Annotated in this window: 15 protein-coding genes and 1 pseudogene; 9 read left to right on the forward strand and 7 right to left on the reverse strand. The window is 73.7% G+C overall.

What is annotated here, in order from left to right; all coding sequences use genetic code 11:
- The coding region (locus JWP64_RS12510) for a Glu/Leu/Phe/Val dehydrogenase dimerization domain-containing protein (RefSeq protein ID WP_297496084.1) at positions 1-1,114 on the reverse strand (1,114 nt) is incomplete at its 3' end.
- A gap of 379 nt (positions 1,115-1,493) precedes the next feature.
- Between JWP64_RS12510 and JWP64_RS12515 the strand changes: the two genes are divergently transcribed.
- Positions 1,494-2,432 carry a LysR family transcriptional regulator gene (locus JWP64_RS12515; RefSeq protein ID WP_297496059.1) on the forward strand — a complete coding sequence of 313 codons (939 nt, stop codon included), beginning with the start codon at positions 1,494-1,496 and terminating at the stop codon, positions 2,430-2,432.
- Positions 2,433-2,506: 74 nt separating this feature from the next.
- On the opposite strand, the gene JWP64_RS12520 is transcribed toward JWP64_RS12515, so the two are convergent.
- Positions 2,507-4,312 (reverse strand): NAD-binding protein, encoded by a 1,806-nt coding sequence (locus JWP64_RS12520; RefSeq protein ID WP_297496061.1) that lies wholly within the window; start codon positions 4,310-4,312, stop codon positions 2,507-2,509.
- 7 nt (positions 4,313-4,319) lie between these two features.
- On the reverse strand, positions 4,320-4,706 hold the full coding sequence (locus JWP64_RS12525; RefSeq protein ID WP_297496063.1) for a DUF6394 family protein: 387 nt from the start codon (positions 4,704-4,706) through the stop codon (positions 4,320-4,322).
- A 209-nt stretch (positions 4,707-4,915) separates the two neighbouring features.
- Here JWP64_RS12525 and JWP64_RS12530 point away from each other — a divergent pair, with 209 nt between their 5' ends.
- Positions 4,916-5,641 carry a hypothetical protein gene (locus JWP64_RS12530; RefSeq protein ID WP_297496065.1) on the forward strand — a complete coding sequence of 242 codons (726 nt, stop codon included), beginning with the start codon at positions 4,916-4,918 and terminating at the stop codon, positions 5,639-5,641.
- 68 nt (positions 5,642-5,709) lie between these two features.
- Complete coding sequence (locus JWP64_RS12535) at positions 5,710-7,563, forward strand: helix-turn-helix domain-containing protein (protein ID WP_297496067.1); 1,854 nt, start codon at positions 5,710-5,712, stop codon at positions 7,561-7,563.
- Between the two features lie 45 nt (positions 7,564-7,608).
- On the opposite strand, the gene JWP64_RS12540 is transcribed toward JWP64_RS12535, so the two are convergent.
- Positions 7,609-8,655, reverse strand: coding sequence for an alcohol dehydrogenase catalytic domain-containing protein (locus JWP64_RS12540; protein ID WP_297496068.1), 1,047 nt, complete (start codon positions 8,653-8,655; stop codon positions 7,609-7,611).
- Between the two features lie 303 nt (positions 8,656-8,958).
- Between JWP64_RS12540 and JWP64_RS12545 the strand changes: the two genes are divergently transcribed.
- The 3 genes from JWP64_RS12545 to JWP64_RS12555 all read left to right on the forward strand — a co-directional run bounded on the left by JWP64_RS12545 (position 8,959) and on the right by JWP64_RS12555 (position 13,029).
- Positions 8,959-10,779 (forward strand): metallophosphoesterase, encoded by a 1,821-nt coding sequence (locus JWP64_RS12545; protein ID WP_297496070.1) that lies wholly within the window; start codon positions 8,959-8,961, stop codon positions 10,777-10,779.
- Between the two features lie 55 nt (positions 10,780-10,834).
- Positions 10,835-11,197 carry a hypothetical protein gene (locus JWP64_RS12550; protein WP_297496072.1) on the forward strand — a complete coding sequence of 121 codons (363 nt, stop codon included), beginning with the start codon at positions 10,835-10,837 and terminating at the stop codon, positions 11,195-11,197.
- Between the two features lie 323 nt (positions 11,198-11,520).
- Positions 11,521-13,029 carry an MFS transporter gene (locus tag JWP64_RS12555; protein WP_297496074.1) on the forward strand — a complete coding sequence of 503 codons (1,509 nt, stop codon included), beginning with the start codon at positions 11,521-11,523 and terminating at the stop codon, positions 13,027-13,029.
- Here the strand turns inward: JWP64_RS12555 and JWP64_RS12560 are convergent.
- A complete protein-coding gene (locus JWP64_RS12560; RefSeq protein WP_297496075.1) occupies positions 13,019-13,498 on the reverse strand; it encodes a DoxX family protein in 480 nt (159 codons plus the stop codon). The two genes, JWP64_RS12555 and JWP64_RS12560, sit on opposite strands and share 11 nt — an antisense overlap.
- 233 nt (positions 13,499-13,731) lie before the next feature.
- Here JWP64_RS12560 and JWP64_RS12565 point away from each other — a divergent pair, with 233 nt between their 5' ends.
- Positions 13,732-14,502, forward strand: a complete 771-nt coding sequence (locus tag JWP64_RS12565; RefSeq protein WP_297496077.1) for an SDR family NAD(P)-dependent oxidoreductase — start codon at positions 13,732-13,734, stop codon at positions 14,500-14,502.
- A 173-nt stretch (positions 14,503-14,675) separates the two neighbouring features.
- Here JWP64_RS12565 and JWP64_RS12570 read toward each other — a convergent pair whose 3' ends face one another.
- Positions 14,676-15,533 carry a TIGR03619 family F420-dependent LLM class oxidoreductase gene (locus JWP64_RS12570; protein WP_297496078.1) on the reverse strand — a complete coding sequence of 286 codons (858 nt, stop codon included), beginning with the start codon at positions 15,531-15,533 and terminating at the stop codon, positions 14,676-14,678.
- A 118-nt stretch (positions 15,534-15,651) separates the two neighbouring features.
- On the opposite strand from JWP64_RS12570, the gene JWP64_RS12575 reads away from it, so the two are divergent.
- Together JWP64_RS12575 and JWP64_RS12580 are read left to right on the forward strand one after the other, a co-directional pair.
- On the forward strand, positions 15,652-17,238 hold the full coding sequence (locus JWP64_RS12575; RefSeq protein WP_297496080.1) for an APC family permease: 1,587 nt from the start codon (positions 15,652-15,654) through the stop codon (positions 17,236-17,238).
- 56 nt (positions 17,239-17,294) lie between these two features.
- Positions 17,295-18,074 (forward strand): hypothetical protein, encoded by a 780-nt coding sequence (locus tag JWP64_RS12580; RefSeq protein WP_297496082.1) that lies wholly within the window; start codon positions 17,295-17,297, stop codon positions 18,072-18,074.
- A 9-nt stretch (positions 18,075-18,083) separates the two neighbouring features.
- On the opposite strand, the pseudogene JWP64_RS12585 reads toward JWP64_RS12580, so the two are convergent.
- Positions 18,084-18,232, reverse strand: a pseudogene (locus tag JWP64_RS12585) (acetyl-CoA C-acyltransferase); the annotation flags it as partial.

Here is an 18,232-nt window from a genome sequence, read left to right on the forward strand (position 1 = left end):
GCGGGACCGCGCGGTCCGCCGTCATGAGCTCCCAGCCCGTGTGCCGCGGCGGGACGCCGCCGACGATCCAGCGGCCGAGCAGCAGCCCGACCTTCGCGGCCATCTCCGTGCGCAGCTTGCGGAACGAGTCCTCAGGGTCCGGGCCGACCTGCCCGAGCAGCAGCCACCAGGCCCAGGCCGCCGCGCCCGCGTTGGCCACGAAGTCCGGGATCACCGGGATGTTCCGGGCGGTCAGCATGGCCTCGGCCTCCGGCGTCGTGGCGGCGTTGGCCGCCTCGACGACGACCTTGGCGACCACGTCGTAGGTGTTGTCCGGGGTGATCGCGTAGGAGATCGCGGCCGGGACCAGGACGTCCGCCTCGATCCCGATCACGGCGCCACGCGGCAGCCGCTGCACGTGCGCGGGCACCTGCGCGCGATCGACCTCGCCGAAGGAGTCCCGCAGGCCCAGCAGCGCGGGGACGTCCAGGCCGGCCGGGTCGTAGAGGGTGCCGGCCGCGTCCGCGACGGCGACGACCTTCATCCCCGCCTCGTGCAGGTACCAGGCGGCGCCGCCGCCCATCGTGCCGATGCCCTGGATCGCGACGGTGGTCTCCCCGGTCGCCCAGTTCCAGGCCGCGGCGGCACCGAGGCAGGCCTGCGCCACGCCGTAGCCGCCGATGACGTCCCCGAGCAGCCCGCCGCCGACCTCGGCGTCCAGCCCCGCGCGCACCCGCTCGAGGGTCGCCCGCGAGTCCGCCGCCTTGCTGATGGCCGCGTGGTAGGACTGGTCGAGCCCGAGGTTCGCGAAGACCTCGTCGATCAGGTGCTGCGGGACGCCGAGGTCCTCCGCGGTCACCCAGTGCCCGTCGATCCAGGGGCGCATGGCCTCGCAGAAGCGCTGCAGGACGCCGAGGGCGCGGGGGTCCTTCGGGTCGAAGTCGATGCCGCCCTTGGCCCCGCCGATCGGCAGGTCGAAGGTGGCGGTCTTGGCGGCCATGCCGAAGGCGAGGTCCTCGACCTCGGTCATCGTGCAGCCGGCCCGCATCCGGGTGCCCCCGGTCGCCATGCCCGAGACGAGCGAGTGCACGACGAGGTGGCCGGTGGCGCCGGTGACCGGGTCGGTCCACGTCATCCGCAGGTACGGCTGGCGGGAGCGCGGGCTCTCGATCGGCCCCGGGCTCCGGAGAGGCGCAGCCACGACCGGGGCACTCGCGAGCGGACGCAGCTCGTCGCCCGCGGGTCCCATCGGCTCCTGCATCGTGGTCACGTCGACCTGCCTCCCAGACTGTGTTCTCGACGATGTGCGCCCGGATCCGCGCACGGCGGTGCCACCGTCCCCACCTGGGTGGGTCGGCTGCTGATCTCCGTGGGGGTGTGGCGCACCGGCTCGGTGGCCTCCGTGCCGGTGCCCTCAGCGTGCGCCCGCGCCGGCCGCGCGTCCAGTTACCGATCGTGCACGGGACCGTTCACGCTTCCTGCACGGTGGGCCGTCCCTCCCTAGGGTGGTCGACATGGAGCTCTCGTTGCAGCGGTTGCGCATGCTCCGGGAACTGCACCGGCGCGGGACCATCACCGCCGCCGCCGCGTCCCTGCACTACACCGCCTCGGCCGTCTCCCAGCAGCTCGCGCAGCTCGAACGTGACGTCGGCACCAAGCTGTTCGAACGCCTCGGACGCCGGGTCCAGCTGACGGACCTGGGCGTGCTGCTCGCGGACCACGCCGAGGAGATCCTCGGCTCCGTCGAGCGCGCGACCCTGGCGCTGGAGGAGGCGCAGGAGGCGGTCTCCGTCCGGCTCACGGCCGGGGTGTGGGCGTCCGTCGCGTCCGGGCTGGTCCCGGCCGCCCTGACCCTCCTCGCGACGGACCACCCCGGGATCCAGGTCCGGACCCGGGAGCTCGCGCCGGAGGAGACGGCCGGCGCGGTCCGGGACGGCACGCTCGACTTCTCCTTCATCATCGACTACTCGGGCTACCCGATGTCCTGGGATCCCTCGCTGACCAGGGACGTCATCGCCGTCGAACGGCTCCATGCGGCCGTGCCCGCGGGTGCGGTGCCCACGCCGACGGTCACCCTGCCCGAGCTGGCCGAGCACCCCTGGATCCTCTCCGGCCCGCGCTCGCACTTCGGCCGCGCGGTCCGGCTCGCCTGCCAGCGCAGCGGGTTCGAACCGACGATCAACCACGAGGTGGAGGAGCAGTCGACGGCGTTGGCGATGGTCGCCGCCGGGCTCGGCGTCACCCTCGTCTCGGACCTCGGCCTGACCCTGCGCCCGCCCGGGATCGACGTCGTCCCGCTGACCGAACCGGTGCTGCGCACGGTCTCGATCGCCTACCGGACGAAGGCCGCCCGCCGGCCGTCCCTGCAGCTCGTCATCGAGGCGGTGCGGACCGCGGCGGCGGAGAAGGGGCTCGGGGCGCGGTCCCCGGTGACGGCGCCGGAGGGGTGGTGACGGCGAGGTGTTCGAGGTCGAGAGCCGCGGCCCGCGTCGGCTCCGGCCCACCGGCGCGACCTTCGTGCGGCAGATCAGTCCCGGCCGGCTCGCGTCAACCGGCGCCACAGCCAGCCCGTCGGCACGTGGCGGCCGGTGCGGACGTACTCGGCGGCGCCGTCGACCAGCATCGTCGAACTGAAGGCCCGACGGGCAGGGGGCGTGCCGTACAGCAGCAGTTCGTCGTCCGGGGCGAGGACGAAGTGGTCACCCGGGGCCATCACGGCGTCGTCGCCGCGCAGCACCATCAGGACCACGATCGGCAGCCGCTGCTCGCGGTCGTCCGGGTCCCGCAGGACGTCGCCGATCGTGGCTTCCCCCGAGTCGAGCCAGCCCGTCAGCGCCGGGGACTCCGCCCGGTTGAGCCGGACCTTCCAGAGCTCCTCCATGTGCCGGCCGCAGTGGGCGGTGAGGCGTTCGACCAGGTCCGCGGCCCACGCGTCGCCCTGCTGCGGGACCTGCTGCAGGAAACGCCACAGCAACGGCGTGCTGAGCTGGGCGAACACCTCGTGCGCGACGACCTCCGCGGGCACGAGCAGCGCGTCCACGTCCATCACGGCGAACAGTGGCGCGCTCGACGGGAGGTTCTGCCGGGCGGCCACGAACAGCGACGGGTTGACCCGGCGTGCGGCGGCGACCAACGAGAGGTTGCTGGTGTCGTTGTCCGTGCCGGCGACGAACCCGACGGCGTCCGCCACCCCGGCCTTCTCCATCACGTCCGGTTCGAACCCCTGGCCCGCGACGGTCGGTGTCCCGTGCTCCTTCTCCGCCGGCTCGACGACCGTGACGTCCAGGCCCTCCGCGCGCAGGTCCTCGGTGACCTCGCGGCCGAACCGGCCGTACCCGCACATCACCCACTTCCCGTGCCGCGGCGGCCGGCCCCGCTCGGGCAGCTCGGCCCCGGGCCCGCTCTCCAGCCAGGTCATCAGCTGGAAGGACGCAGGGGCGCGCATCGCGATGCGGAGGTGGTCGCCGAAGCGATCGAACGGGTTGACGATCGTCGGGGTGCCGAAAGCGTGCATCCGGTCCTCGATCGCGGGCGAGATGGTGCGGGCGATCACCGGCAGGTCCGGCCGCAGCAACGCCGCGGTCATGGTCACCGCGAGGTTGGCCTCGTCGTCGTTGGTCAGTGCGAGGACGGCCTCGCAGCGGGGGTTGTCCAGCCCCGCGACACCGAGATGGCCCGGATCGCGGGCGTCCGCGACGAGCCCCGGGACGTCCGAGCTGTACGACCCGAGCTCCAGCGAGTCGATCCGCCCGGCGTCGATGTCCAGCACCACGACCCGGCGGCCGAGGGTGTCGAACGAGCCGGCCAGCAGCTCGCCCGTCCGCCCGTAACCCGCGACCAGCAGGAACGGCTCGCGCAGCCGCGCGACCTTCCGGGTGAAGTGTTGCAACGCCAGCGCCTGGCGGAACGCCCGGTCCTGCAGCAGCGCGAGCACCGAGCCGATCGCGTAGGCCCAGCCGATGACGGTCAGGTAGATCGTGGCCGTCACCCACAGCCGCTGGCCGGCGGTGAAGGCGTTCGGCAGCTCGCCGAACCCGATCGTCGACGCCGTGTAGCTCATGAAGTAGAAGGCGTCGAAGAAGGTCATCCGGTACGGCGCACCCGCCGCGTCCTGGCCGGGGATCAGTCTCAGGCCGAGCACGCTGACCGCGAAGATCACGATCAGCACGATCAGCGGGGCCCGCATCCGGCGCAGGACCAGGAAGATCGTCGCCTCGGCCTGCACGGCGGACGCGAACGGCACCCGCCAGCGCAGCCGGGACGTCGCCGGACCGCGCGCGCCTTCCGCCCGGCCGAGCAGGCGCCGCCAGAAGCCGAGCAGCCGATTGCCCACAGCGTCCCTACCGACGGTGGAACGAGACGGTCTCGACGACGAGCAGCACCACCGACACCATGTTGGCGACGAGCGCGCCGCCGGACAGCGACACGACGGCCGCCGTCGAGCCCGCGGTCACGCCCTCGGCCGAGATGTGCGCCGCGTAGGTCCACGCGATCGCGGCCGCGACGAGCTGCAGGTCCGCGACCAGGCTCGTCGCGAGGTGGACGGCGCCGAGCTGGGTGCGGTCGCCGAACTTCAGCACCGTCGCGATCAGGCTGACGACGACGGCGGCGAACAGCTCGTAGATGTTGTGCAGCTCGGGCCGCGAGAGGTCGCCGATGAAGAAGCCGAAGTTGAGGGTGGCGGCGAGCAGCACGAAGAAGCCGAAGACCACCTTCTCGAGGTTCAATCCGGGCTCCCGAGTTCCGTGCCACCCCCCGGCGGACGCCGGGTACGGGCGACAGGATCGCACGGCCGTTCCCCAAGGGGTGATCGAGACCGTGAGGGGGGTGTCTTCCGGCCACGTCCATCGTTAGGCCACTCGTACGTATCGCCGCGTTCATCCGGATCACGGCGTTCAGCACGCCACGCGCACGTTGAGGACCCGAGGACGCCGCCGTGACCACACCCCGCCACGCGATCGCCACCCGAACCGCGGCCGCCGGCCAGGAGGAACAGCCGCCGCTCGTGCTGCGCGGCCGGCCGTTCCTGCGCGGCCTCCTCGTCGTCACCCTCCTCCTCGCCGTCGCGCACTTCGCCGCGGTCGGCGCGGTGTGGGCGCTGCCGAGCGCGAACCTGCACGTGCCGGATGCCGTCAAGCTGAACGCCGAGAGCACCGTCGCGACCTGGTTCAGCTCCGCGCTGCACCTGGTCAACGGGCTGGTCCTGGCCGTCCTCGCCGCCGGCGCCACCCGGCGCGAGCGCTGGCGGTGGATCGTGCTCGCGGCGATGGTGGTGGCCGTGTCCATGGACGAGGTGTCCGGCTTCCACGAGGACGTCAGCTGGCTCATGCACACCCACCTGAACACCACCGGCGTCCTCACCTACGCGTGGGTGATCCCGGCCGGCGCGATCTGCGCGGTGGTCGCGGTGGCCTGCACGCGGATGGTGCTGTGCAGGCCCGGCGGGGTCGTGGTGATCCTGGGCGCCGCGGTGTTCCTGTTCGGGGCCGTGGTGATGGAGGTCGTCGAGGGCTGGTGGATCGGCGGCTCCGGCGGCACGACCGAGGACGCCGGCTTCCTGATCCTCAACGGGATCGAGGAGACGATGGAGATGCTCGGCGCCATCATCACGATGTCCGGGCTGTTCCGGATGGCCTCGGGCGTGCAGCTCCGCTTCCGCTGACGCGGGGAGGACACCAGCGCCTGAATCTGAGACATCCGGCCGCGCTCCGGCGCCCTACCGTGGGATCCGTGCCGCTCGACGTCGAGATGCAGGCCGCACGGCAGTCGTTCCTGGCCACCGGATCGTGCATGGTCGCCCACGACGTCGTGCGACGCGAGGTGCTCGCGTCCTGGGAGCGGTCGCGGGACCTCGGGGTGGACCCGGAGCTCCTCGCGCCGCGGTTCCTGGGCCACCACCAGGACGGGCCGCCCGTCGCCGCAGCCGCCGGCGACGTGTTCGACGACTTCCTCGCCGGGGACAAGGAGGTCGGCTGCTCGTTCGCCCTGCTCGACCGGTCCGGCGTCGTCCGCACCCGCCGGGACTCCGACCCGACGCTCGGCCGGCTGCTCGACGGCGTCCTGTTCGTCCCGGGGCACGGCTGGTCCGAGCAGGCGGTCGGGACCACGGCCGCGACCGTCGCGCTGCACGAGCAGGAGGACGCCACGGTCGTCGGCGCCGAGCACTTCCACGGGCAGCTGAGCTGGCTGGCCGAGGCGGCCGCGCGGGTGATCGACCCGCGGGACGGCAGCGTCGCGGGGGTCGTCGTCGCGGTCGCCCACGTCGCGGACCGGTCGTCGCTACTGCGGCCCGTGGCCACGATGCTCGCCCGGCAGGTCACGGAGCGGATCGCGGGCGAGCCGCGCCGGCGGGCCGCGACCCTCCTGGACCGCTTCCGCACCTGCGCCGCGGAGTATCCGTGGGTCCTTGCGACCGACGGTGACGTGGTCCTGACCAGCACCGGAGCCCGCCGGCTCGACGGCGCGGACCTGCGCGGCCTGGGCGATGCGGTGGTGTCGGGGCTGGTCCTGCAGGAGTTCGCCACGAGCCACGCCGATCTTCCGTCCGGGGCCTGCGCCCAGATCACGCTCGAGCCCGTCCACCTGGCCGGCGAGCTGATCGGCTGCGTGCTCACCGGCGGTCCTGCACGGCGCTCCACCGTCGCGTCCGAGGCGGCCCGGCGGCAGGGGTCGCACGTCGCGCCCGTCGGACACCGGGACTACTCCGCGGACCTGCGCGCGTCCCGCGACGGCGCCGGGCACGCGGAGGCCCGGATCCGGGCGAACCGGGAGCTGCTCACGCCGTTCCTGCTGGCCCGCCGCGAAGTGGCGGCAAGCATCAGCCAGGGCCGCAACCACCTGCTGATGGGCGAGCCGGGGGTCGGCAAGCGGAGCGTCGTCCTGGAACAGTTCCGCCGGGCGCAGCCGCAGGGGCGCGTCGTCACCGTCGACTGCGGCGGGTTCTCGCCCGCATCCCGCGATCCCATCGCGCCGCTGCTCGACGGCCGGGGCGCACGGTCGCACCTGCTGCTCCTCACCGGCCTCGAAGGACTCTCCCCCGTCGCCGCGCGCAGGCTCGACGAGTCGCTGCGCCAGCTCGTCGCCCGGCCCTCGCCACCGCTGGTCGTCGGCTTCATCGACACACCCGCGATGGACGCGACCCGGCCGTACGGGCTGCTGCTGCGGCACTTCCACGAGACGATCCGGGTCCCGGCGCTGCGCTACCGGGTCGACGAGATCGGCGACATCGCCTGGGCGGTGCTGCGGCGGATCTCGGCGCGGCGGTCGTTGCGGCTGTCCTTGCAGGTCGTGCGGGTGCTCGAGGGATACGCGTGGCCGGGGAACATCAGCGAGCTGGAGGACGTGCTGCGCTACGTCGTCGCGCGCAAGCCGCTCGGCGAGATCCGGCCCCCGGACCTGCCCGCGCTGTGCTTCCAGGGCCGCGCGCGGCGGATGTCGATGCTGGAGTCCGCGCAGTGCGACGCGATCATCCAGGCGCTCTACGAGTCCCGCGGCAACCGCTACAAGGCGGCCGCGATGCTCGGGATCGCCCGGTCGTCGCTCTACCGCAAGATCGACGCGTTCGGCATCAGCTACATCGCCTGAGGTACCGGCGGGCGGGGGCACACCCGCCGGTACCCCGTGCAGGCGTCAGGCCGGCGTGATGACGACCTTGAGCGCCTCGTGGGCGGCGGCGTTCTTGAAGACGTCGTAGGCCTCGTCCATCTGGTCGAACGTGAACGAGTGCGTGCCCATCTTCTCCGCCGGGATCCGGCCCCCGGCGACCATCTTCAGCAGCGTCGGGATCGACACCGTGTCGACCAGGCCCATCGTCAGCGTGACGTTCTGGATCCACATGTCCTGCATGGGCAGCTCGACCGGGGTGCCGTGCACGCCGATGTTCGCGATCGTCCCGCCGGGTCGCACGAGCGAGGCCGCGGTCAGCAGCGTCTCCGGGTAGCCGACCGCCTCGATCGAGACGTCCACGCCGAGGCCGTCGGTCAGCGCGATGACGTCCGCGACGGTCCCGGGGCCGACCTCGACGGCGTCCGTGGCGCCGAACTCCAGCGCCTTGGCCAGCCGGAACTTGTTCGAGTCGACCGCGATGACCTTCGAGGCGCCCCAGAGCCCGGTCGTCAGGATCGCCGAGAGGCCGACGGCGCCCGCCCCGACCACGGCGACTGTGTTGCCGGGCCGGACGTTCCCGGCCAGCACCCCGACCTCGTAGCCCGTGGGCAGCGAGTCCGCGAGGAAGATCGCCTGCTCGTTCGTGACGCCCTCGGGCACGGCGTAGAGCGAGGTGTCCGCGTAGGGCACGCGGACGGACTCGGCCTGCGTGCCGTCGATCAGGTGGCCGAAGATCCAGCCGATGCCGCCGACGGTCTGGCAGTGCGACGGCATGCCGCGCTGGCAGTACTCGCAGCGCCCGCACTTGGTGATCGCGGGGACGAGCACCCGGTCCCCGACGCCGAACCCCTTGACCGCGTCGCCGACCGCGGTGACCGTGCCGACGGCCTCGTGACCGAGGATCCGGCCGTCGGTCACCGCGGCGACGTCGCCCTGCAGGATGTGCAGGTCCGTGCCGCAGATCGTGGTGGTGTCGACGCGGACCACCACGTCCGTCGGTTCCTGGACCTCGGCGTCCGGGACGTCCTCCCAGGACTTCTGCCCGGGACCGTGATAGACCAGCGCCTTCATGAGAGACCTCCGTCTGCCGGCGCGGTCCCGGACGGCCGTCGTCCGGCCCGCGTCGAGTCCGACCGACGCTAGTGGCGCAGGACACACCCGACTGTCCCGTTCTCGGACCGTTCGGCGGGCGGCGGCCGACGGCGGGGTCCGCGAGTGACCCGGATCCGGGACACTGCTCCCGTCACCTGATCGGGACGATCCGGACGGAACGTCCGACCGTTTCCGGCGGAACGTCGAGACCCGATGATCTGTTCACCCAGCGTTCCGCACTCGGATGAGATCATGCTCGCGTTGTCAGGGCATTTTTCTCTCATGACGACGGTGAACCCCGCGGGAGAGACGCCCGATGTCGGTGTGCCGGCGCACCTGGCCGCGACGATGACGATCGGCGAGCAGCAGGACTGGCTGCGGAGCTTCCTCGGCCGCCACCGCGTCAGCCGCCGCACCGCGCTGAGGGGCGGCGCGAGCGCGCTCGCCGCTCTCGGGCTGACCACCGCGCCGTGGGCACGGTCGGCCTACGTGCAGGCGTCGGCGTCGGCCGTCTCGGTGATCGGCCGACACCTGTCCTACGGCGTGGACCCGTCGACGCAGATGGCGGTCGCCGGCGAGCTCACCGCCAAGCCGACCGGGAAGGTCCTGCTCGAGATCGGCCGCGACCGGCACTACGGCCACACGGTCGAGGCCGAGGTCCGCGAGCTGATCAGCATGGTGCCGCAGCAGGACGGCGGCATCCGCGCCGCGGACCAGTTCTACGTACACGCCCTCGCGGAGCACCTGACGCCCGGCGGCACGTTCCACTACCGGTTCCGGCTGCCCGACGGCACCACCACGGACGACGCGTCGTTCACCACCGCCCCGGACCGCCGCCGGCGCCCGGAGCCGTTCACCTTCACCGCGTTCGCGGACCAGGGCGTGAACGTCGACCCGACGCCCACCGGTCAGACCGGGTTCAGTGACAACTACTACAAGCCCGACGACACCCGGCGGTCCGCGGCACCCTCGGACGCGCTGGTCGCCCTGATCGCGAAGCAGAAGCCCGCGTTCCACCTGCTGGCCGGGGACATCTGCTACGCGGACCCGAGCGGCACCGGGCAACCGGTCAGGAACGCGGCACCCGCGAACGCCGCCGGCGGGTTCAACAACTTCGACCCGACCGTCTGGACGCAGTACTTCGGGGTGATCGAGAAGAGTGCCGCGAGCGCGCCGTGGCTGTTCGCGACCGGCAACCACGACATGGAGGCGCTCTACGACGACAACACCGCGCCCGGCGGCGCGAGCCACGGGTACGCGGGGCACGCCGCGCGGCTGGACCTGCCGAGGAACGGGCCGAGCCGCTGCCCGTCGGTCTACTCGGTGGTGCACGGCGACGTCGCGATCCTGAGCCTCGACGCCAACGACCTCAGCCAGGAGATCCCCACCAACGCCGGCTACAGCGGCGGCCAGCAGCTGGCCTGGCTGACGACCACGCTGAAGGACCTGCGGGCAGATCCGAACGTCGACTTCGTCGTGGCGTTCTTCCACCACTGCGCCTACGCGACCAGCAGCTCGCACGCCTCCGACGGCGGCGTTCGCGCGGCGCTGGCCCCGCTGTTCGACAGGTTCGCGGTGGACCTCGTCGTGCAGGGCCACAACCACCAGTACGAGCGCACCAACCCGATCAAGGGCGGCCGCTCCTCGATGCAGGCACCGGACGGCGCGACGGTCCACCCGGAGAAGGACGGCACCACCTACATCTGCTGCGGCTCCGGCGGCCGCCCGCGCTACGGCTGGCAGCCCGGCGAGATCGACCGCTACCGCGGCGCGACGGCCCCGGACAGCGGGACGACGGTGACGAGCTTCGTCGCCGGCCCGAACGGCGCGAAGACCCCGGAGACCGTGGACTGGTCGCAGGCCCGCTACCTCGACTACGCCTTCCTCACGGTCCACGTGACACCCGCGGCGCCGGGCGGGACCGCCACCATGAGCGTCCGCGCCGTCAGCGACCTGGGGGCGGAGATCGACCGCGTCGACATCGCCCGGACGGTGAAGCGGAGCGGCCACCGGGCGCAGGCCCCGCAAGAGCCGGCAGGCTGGACGACCGACGCCCGCACGGGCCTCTCGGTCCCGGCGAGTGCCGGGGGGCCGTTCGGCTAGCGCGCGATCGAGGAGAGGCGTGCGGACCGGACCCCGGTCCTGCCAGGCTCCCCCCATGCCGAGACGAACGGTCCTCGTGGGTGTCCTGGCGCTCGCCGTCCCCGTGATCATGGTCGGGACCGCCCCCGCGGCCCTCGCGTGCAGCTGCGTCACCCAGCAGTTCACCGGGCAGGTCGACCGGGCCGATGTCGTCTTCAGCGGCCGGGTGCTCGCCCTCGAACCCGAGCGGCCCCGGACCGTCGTCGGCAGCACGGACCCGATGACCTGGACGTTCAGCGTGGACCGGCGCTACAAGGGCGACGCGCAGGCACCCCAGCCGGTCGTGAGCGTGCGGTCCGAGGCCTCCTGTGGCGTCGAGTTCCGGGAGGGCCGGACCTACCTCGTCCTCGGCAGCCACCAGCAGGCCGGCGGCACCTGAACCTCGCGAGCACCCTGTGCAACGGCACGCGGGAACTCGCCGCGGTACCGGCCGCCGACCTCGCGGTCCTGGGCCCGGGGCAGGCACCTCCCCCTGTCGTCGCCCCCACACCCGCGACCGAACCCGCCGGCGACGGCGCCGGCGTCCGGATCGCCGCCGGCCTGGGTGTCCTCGTGGCAGCCGCGCTGGTGGGCGTCGCGGTACGGCGCCGCAGGAGAGCCCGCTGACGCCCCCGCCCGTACCCTCGCAGGCGGATCTCCTGGGGTCGGGGAGGCAACCTCCCCCTGCCGATCAGGCATGATGCACATGCATCACGACGACGCGTGGAGGCACCCATCTCGGACCCCGTCGGAGCCGCCCGGGGCGCCCGCGCCTACCGGGCCATCTACCTCGCGCTGATCCTGGCCGCGATCGTGTTCGCGCTGGTCCAGAGCGTGGTGTCACCGCTGCTCCCGCTCGTCCAGGAGCACCTGCACACCGACGCCGCCAGCGTGACCTGGGTGCTGACCGCGTACCTGATCAGCGCCGCGGTGGCGACGCCCGTGCTCGCGCGGCTCGGCGACGTCCTCGGCAAGCGCAGAGTCCTCGTCGCGGTGCTCGGCACCTTCGCGGTGGGGTGCCTCGTCGCCGCGCTGGCGAACTCGTTGGCGGTGCTGCTCGTCGGCCGGGTCCTGCAGGGGGCGGCCGGGGCGCTGTTCCCGCTGTCGTTCGCGATCATCCGGGACGAGGCGCCCCCGCACCGGGTCGCGACGTCGATCGGCGTCGTGTCCAGCCTGCTCGCGGTGGGCAGCGGGACGTCGCTCGTGATCGCCGGGCCGATGACGCGCTACCTCGGCTACTCGTCGGTCTTCTGGCTGCCGGTGGTCCTCAGCTGTGCCGCGTTCGTCGCCGTCGTCGTGGCGGTGCCGGAGTCCCGGGTCCGCACCCCCGGCCTGCCCGGGCTGCTGCCGACGGTCCTGCTGGCCGGTTGGCTGGTCGGACTGCTGCTGGTGGTCAGCTCGGGATCGCGCTGGGGCTGGACGTCCGCGCTCACCCTCGGCATCGGGACGACCGCGGTGGTGCTGGCGGCGGGCTGGTGGTTCGCCGAGCGCCGGGCCGAACGGCCCGTCGTCGACGTCAGGCTGCTGCGGCTGCGCACGGTCTGGACGTCGAACCTGGTGGCGCTCGCCGTCGGGGCGACGGTCTACGGCAACTTCGCGCTGATCCCGCGGTTCCTGCAGGCGTCGGGGCCGACCGGGCACGGGCTCGGGCTGAGCCTCGGCCAGGCCGGCCTGCTGCTGCTCCCGCAGACCGTCGGCTTCGCGCTCGGTGGCACCCTCAGCGGGCGGCTCGGCCGCTGGCTGAGCCCCCGCCGCGTCCTGCTGACGGCCAGCCTGGTCGCCACCGCGGGCTACGGCGGGCTGGCCCTGTTCCACGCTTCCCCCTGGGAGGTCGCCCTGGTCACGCTGGTGTCCGGGACCGGCAACGGGCTCGCGTTCGCCGTCCTCCCGACGATCGTGATGGCGGCGGTCCCGCCCACCCAGACCGGCGCCGCGACCGGGCTGAACGCGAACGTCCGGCTCATCGGCGGGGCGATCGGCGGACAGCTCGTGGCCGCGGTCGCCGTCGGGTTCGGGGCCGCGGCCGCGGTCCCGACGCAGTCCGGCTACACCTGGGCGTTCGCCGTCCTCGCCGGGTTCGCGGTGACCGGGGCCCTCGTCGGGACGCTGATCCCGCCGGGCACCAGATCGGCGCCGCCCGGCCGCCACTCGCGGGGCGACGGCGGGACCGCCGCCGGATCCCTGTCGACGGGCCTGCCGTCCGAGCGTGAGAGCGGCCGCGCTACCCCTTGACCGGCCTGCGCCAGAACACGGCGAGCTGGGCCGCGGCACCGGCCAGGCCGAGACCTGCGGCGACAGCGGCGGCCGGGCCGCCCCGCAGCTTCCGGTCGAGGCCCAGCGCGCGGTCCACGCTCCAGCGGCCCGGGCCGAGGCCGGCCAGCGCCACCGACGCGGCCGCCAGGTTCAGCACGTACTCGTAGCCCTCGGCGGTGATGAAGAAGCCGTTCGGCTGGTGCACCGACCGCGCCGCGACCCCCATCGTCCCGACGACCGCCGCGGCGGCGAGCGGCGTCCCGGCGCCGGCGATCAACGCCGCGCCCGCACCCGTCTCGACGATCGCGCTCGCCCGCGCCTGCAGCTGCGGCTCCTTGAAGCCGATGGAGCCGAACCAGCCCGCGGTCCCGTCGAGGCTGCGCCCGTGCTTCAGCCCGTGCGCGATCATCGTGCCGCCCAGGACCGTACGCAGCAGCAGACGTGCCACGTCCCTGCCACCCGCTCCCCCACGCCTGCGACCCATCCGCCGATCTCCGCTCATGGTCGAACCCGTCGGGACGCTACGCCGCGGCCCGCTCCGGTTGACACGGACATCAAGAGGAGTGGGCAGGGTCACCACCCCGGTGCGGGGCGGCGGCGTCGTCGGTGAGGATGCAGAGGCGACCGACCGGTCCCGCGCGACGGCGCACGGGGCGAGGGTCGGCCGGGACGGGAGTGGGCATGGACATCACGGGTGCATCGGCCGTCGTGACCGGCGGGGCCTCGGGCCTCGGCGAGGCCACGGCGAGGCTGCTGGCGCAGCGCGGCGCGAAGGTCGTCGTCCTGGACCTTCAGGAGGACAGGGGCGAGAAGCTCGCCGCCGAGATCGGCGGCGTCTTCGCGAAGGCCGACGTGTCCGACGAGGCCCAGGTCAAAGCCGCCGTCGAGGCCGCGTCGGAGCTCGGCCCGCTCCGCATCCTGGTGAACAGCGCCGGTCTCGGCCGCGCGGGCCGGATCATCGGCCGGGACCTCGAGCCGATCCCGCTGGAGACCTTCGAGTTCGTCCTCAAGGTCAACCTCGTGGGCACCTACAACTGCGCGCGGCTCGCGGCGTCGGCCATGGCCAGGACCGAGCCGCTGGCCGACGGCACCTCCCGCGGCGCGATCCTGAACACCGCCTCCGCCGCCGCGTTCGACGGCCAGATCGGCCAGACCCCGTACTCGGCCTCCAAGGGCGGCGTGGTCGGCATGACCCTGCCGATGGCCCGGGACCTGGCCCGGCACGGCATCCGCGTCAACACCATCGCCCCCGGTCTCATCGACACCCCGATCTACGGCACCGGCGAGAAGGCCGAGGCGTTCAAGGCCAAGCTGGGCGAGAGCGTCGTGTACCCGAACCGGCTCGGCGCCGCCGAGGAGTTCGCCTCCATGGCCGTCGAGGTGCTGACCAACGACTACATGAACGGCGAGACGATCCGCCTCGACGGCGCGATCCGGATGCCCCCGAAGTAGCCCGGGACTCAGGCGACGGCGGGCCGGCGCCTCCCGCACCGGCCGGAGGTCCTGAGGCGGCGAGGACCCTCCGGTTCGCGACCGTGATCGCTACAGGGGACCGATTTCGGCCGGATCCGGCCGAGATCGGTCCGCCCTGGCGATCTTCCTTCGGGCCCGTCGTACCGTGACGCTCAGCCCACCAGGCCCTCGACCAGGTCGAGGGCGGCGTCCGCCGAGTCCGCGAGGTACATCAGCTCGACGAACGCCTCCTCGATCCCGGCGTCCGCGGCCTCGGCGAGCAGGTCGGTGACCTCCCGGACCGGGGTCCCGGGCAGCGGGTTCACCCGGAGCACGGCGCCGAGCTCGCGGCCCGCCCGTTCCCGCAGCCCCGCCCACGGCTCCAGGACCGCGGTCCGCAGGTCGGTGCGGCCGGGCACCGCGACCGGGAGCCAGCCGTCCGCATGCTCGACGACCCGCCGCCGGGCCCGCGGCGCGACCCCGGCCAGGTAGACGGGCACGCCGTGCGGCTTGAGGTCGACGTGAGCGGGCGCGATCCGGGAGACCGGGCCGTCGTGGGTCACCGGGTCGTCGTCCCACCAGGCACGGAGCACTTTGAGGCACTCGTCGAGCCGGATCCCGCGCTCGGCCATCGGCACGCCGACCGCGTCGAACTCCTCGGGCGACCAGCCGGTGCCGAGGCCGAGCAGGAAACGGCCGCCGCTGATCCGGTCCAGGGTCAGCGCGGTGCGCGCGAGCAAAGGCGGCGGGTACCAGGGGGCGTTCAGGACGTTCGTGCCGAGCCGGGCCCTGCTCGTCGCGGCGGCGGCGGCGCCGAGGAGGGTGAGGGGGTCGAGCTGACGGCGGAACTGGGGCGGGAACCCCGGGCCGCCGCCGTACCCGACGGTCGGTTCCACCGGGGCGAGCAGCCGGTCGCCCACCCACAGCCCGTCGGCTCCCCGCTCCTCGGCGGCGCGGGCGAACGCGGCGATCTCCTCGGCACCGTCCGCCGCCTGCCCCCCGAACTGCGGGAGCGTCACTCCGATCCTCATGGGTCCTCCGGTCGTCCGTGGGCGGTGGCGCGTCACGCCCGAGCCTGCCCGACCGCGGGCCCCGGCATGCGGACCCGGGCGGCGCGGGCCACGCTCGCCCCGGGCGAGAGGAGAACGCATGTCCGCTGCGGTGGGAGATGCCGGGCCGGGTGACGAGGCCGTCCGGACCGAGGAGGGCAGGCTGCGCCGCCACCTCGGGGTGTGGGGCCTGACCGCGATCGGGTTCTCCAACATCGTCGGCTCCGGCTGGCTGTTCGCCTCGATGTACGCGGCGCAGATCGCCGGGCCCGCCGCGCTGCTGTCGTGGGTGGCGGCGGGGATCCTGTGCGCGCTGGTCGCGCTCGTGATGGTGGAGCTGGGCGCGTCGCGGCCGGAGGGCGGCGGCACGGTCCGCTGGCCGCTGTACGCGAGCGGACGGCTCGTCGGCTCCGTGATCGGGTTCTCGGTCCTGCTGTCCGTCGGCGCCACCAGCGCGGAGCTGACGGCGATCGTCCAGTACGCCGGACACTACCTGCCCTGGGTCTACGCGAACGACTCGCTGACGTGGGGCGGGGTGCTGCTCGCCGTCGTGCTGTCGGTGGTGCTCACCGCGCTGAACTGGTACGGCGTGAAGCTGTTCGGGCGGGTCAACAACGTCGTCACGGTCTTCAAGATCGTCGTTCCGGTGCTCACGGTCGTCGCGCTGATCGCCTCGGGTTTCCACGCCGAGCACCTCACCGGCCACGGCGGCTTCGCCCCGTACGGCTACGGCGCGGTCCTGACCGCGCTGGCCGGCGGCGGGATCATCTACTCGGTCAACGGGTTCCAGGCGCCCGTCGACTTCTCCGGCGAGGCCCGCGACCCCCGGCGGACGGTGCCGCTCGCGGTCCTCGGCAGCATCGCCCTCGCGGTCCTGCTCTACCTCGCGCTGCAGCTCGCCTTCCTCGGCACGGTGCCGGACGCCCTGCTCGGCGCGGGTTGGCGGGGCGTCGACTTCGAGTCCCCGTTCGGGCAGCTGGCGCTCGCCCTGAACCTGCAGTTCGTGGCCGCGCTCCTCTACGCCGACGCCGTCGTCTCCCCCGGTGGTTCGGCCTACGTCGGCGTCGCCATCGACGCCCGGCACACCTACGCGCTGGCCAAGAACCGGCTGCTGCCGCGCGCGCTCATGGCGGTCGACGAGCGCTCCGGGATTCCGCGGCGGGCGCTGCTGCTCAACCTCGTGGTGATCGTCGTCTACCTGCTGCCGTTCGGCGACTGGCAGGCCATCGTCAGCGTCATGGGCGACCTCTATCTGCTGCTCTACGCCGCGGCGGCCGTCGCCGCGGCCGTCTTCGCGGTCGTCGAGCCGGACCGGCTCTCCGGCTGGGTGCCCGGGTTGCGTTTCATCGCGCCGGTGAGCTTCGTGCTGGCGTCGGAGTTCATCTACTGGTCCGGCTGGCCGGACCTGCGCCTGGCGCTGCCGCTCACGCTCGTCGGGGTGCCGCTGTTCGTGGCCCTCTGGCGGACGGACCGGACGGTGCCGCTCGGCACGGAGCTACGCCGCGGGGCCTGGCTCGTCGCCCACCTGCTGCTGCTCACGGCCCTGTCCGGACTGGGCAGCTTCGAGGGCGCGGGCCTCCTGCCCGCACCGTACGACACGATCGCCGTCGCGCTCGTGTCGCTCGCGGTGTTCCCGCTCGCGGTCCGTTCCGGGGTCCGGCTGCACCGGGTACCGGTCACCCCGTGACGCCGCCGGGGAGCCCGGACGTGGCGGGCACCCGTCGTCCCGGCCAGGATGACCCCGTGATCGACGCGGCGGTGCGGGACCGCGGTACCGGCGAGGACGGCGGGCAGCTGCGCCTGCCCAGCACCGGGCCCGACCCGATCCCGGCGGACACCGCACTCGCCGCCCTCCTGGGTTACGCGCGCGGACACCGTCCCCAGCGCTTCCGTTCGCCGGACGCGCCGGGCGGGCGCTGGGTGCAGCTACCGGCGTTCGGCTGGTCCCGGTTCGACGCCCGGCCGGTGCGCCCGCCCGGGGACACGGACATCCTGGTCGGCGAGCTGCTCCACGGCCGGTTGGACCGCGCCGGCTGGCACGACGTCCGGGACGCGCTGGACCGGGTCCGCCCGCTCGCCGACACCGCCGCGGTCCGGGCCGGCGGCCGGGCCTTCTGGGAGCTCCCGGACGAGGAGCTGTCCGTGCTCGGCGAGCCGGGGACCGTCGGTGCCGTGCTGCGCGAGATCGGGCGGAGCAGCGGGGAGCACCCCGGGCACGTCTCCGCGGCGCTGCACCACCACCGGCCCGCGCTCGTCCCGCACCTCACCCGCAGCACCCGCCGCGCCCTGCTCCCGCACGTCGAGGAGGGCGACAGCGGGGTGGAGGCGGTGATCCTGCGCGAGCTCCGCGCCAACGACTCGGCGTTCGCCGCGCTGGAGGCGACCGTGGCCGCAGTGCTCGGCGACGCCCGGCCGACCCGGCTTCGGCTGCACGACATCCTGCTGTGGCTCAGCACGACCCTGCGGCTCACCCACGCCGTCGCCCTGGGCCGGGGCACGACGGAGTGGGTGGCCCGGTCCTGAGCCGCCGGGTCAGCCGACGCGTTCGAACAGCGCGGCGAGGCCCTGTCCGCCGCCGATGCACATCGTCTCGACCCCGTAGCGGGCGTCCCGACGCACCATCTCCCGCGCCAGCGTGGCCAGGATCCGCCCACCCGTGGCCCCCACCGGATGCCCCAGGG

Origin of the sequence: Pseudonocardia sp. (assembly GCF_025465255.1) — a bacterium.
Taxonomy (GTDB): Bacteria; Actinomycetota; Actinomycetes; order Mycobacteriales; family Pseudonocardiaceae; genus Pseudonocardia.

Coding starts and splice junctions, on each gene's coding strand:
- JWP64_RS12515 (WP_297496059.1), top strand. CDS start 1,494: ATGGAGCTCTCGTTGCAGCGGTTGCGCATGCTCCGGGAACTGCACCGG.
- JWP64_RS12575 (WP_297496080.1), top strand. CDS start 15,652: ATGTCCGCTGCGGTGGGAGATGCCGGGCCGGGTGACGAGGCCGTCCGG.
- JWP64_RS12545 (WP_297496070.1), top strand. CDS start 8,959: ATGACGACGGTGAACCCCGCGGGAGAGACGCCCGATGTCGGTGTGCCG.
- JWP64_RS12540 (WP_297496068.1), bottom strand. CDS start 8,655: ATGAAGGCGCTGGTCTATCACGGTCCCGGGCAGAAGTCCTGGGAGGAC.
- JWP64_RS12565 (WP_297496077.1), top strand. CDS start 13,732: ATGGACATCACGGGTGCATCGGCCGTCGTGACCGGCGGGGCCTCGGGC.
- JWP64_RS12550 (WP_297496072.1), top strand. CDS start 10,835: ATGCCGAGACGAACGGTCCTCGTGGGTGTCCTGGCGCTCGCCGTCCCC.
- JWP64_RS12570 (WP_297496078.1), bottom strand. CDS start 15,533: ATGAGGATCGGAGTGACGCTCCCGCAGTTCGGGGGGCAGGCGGCGGAC.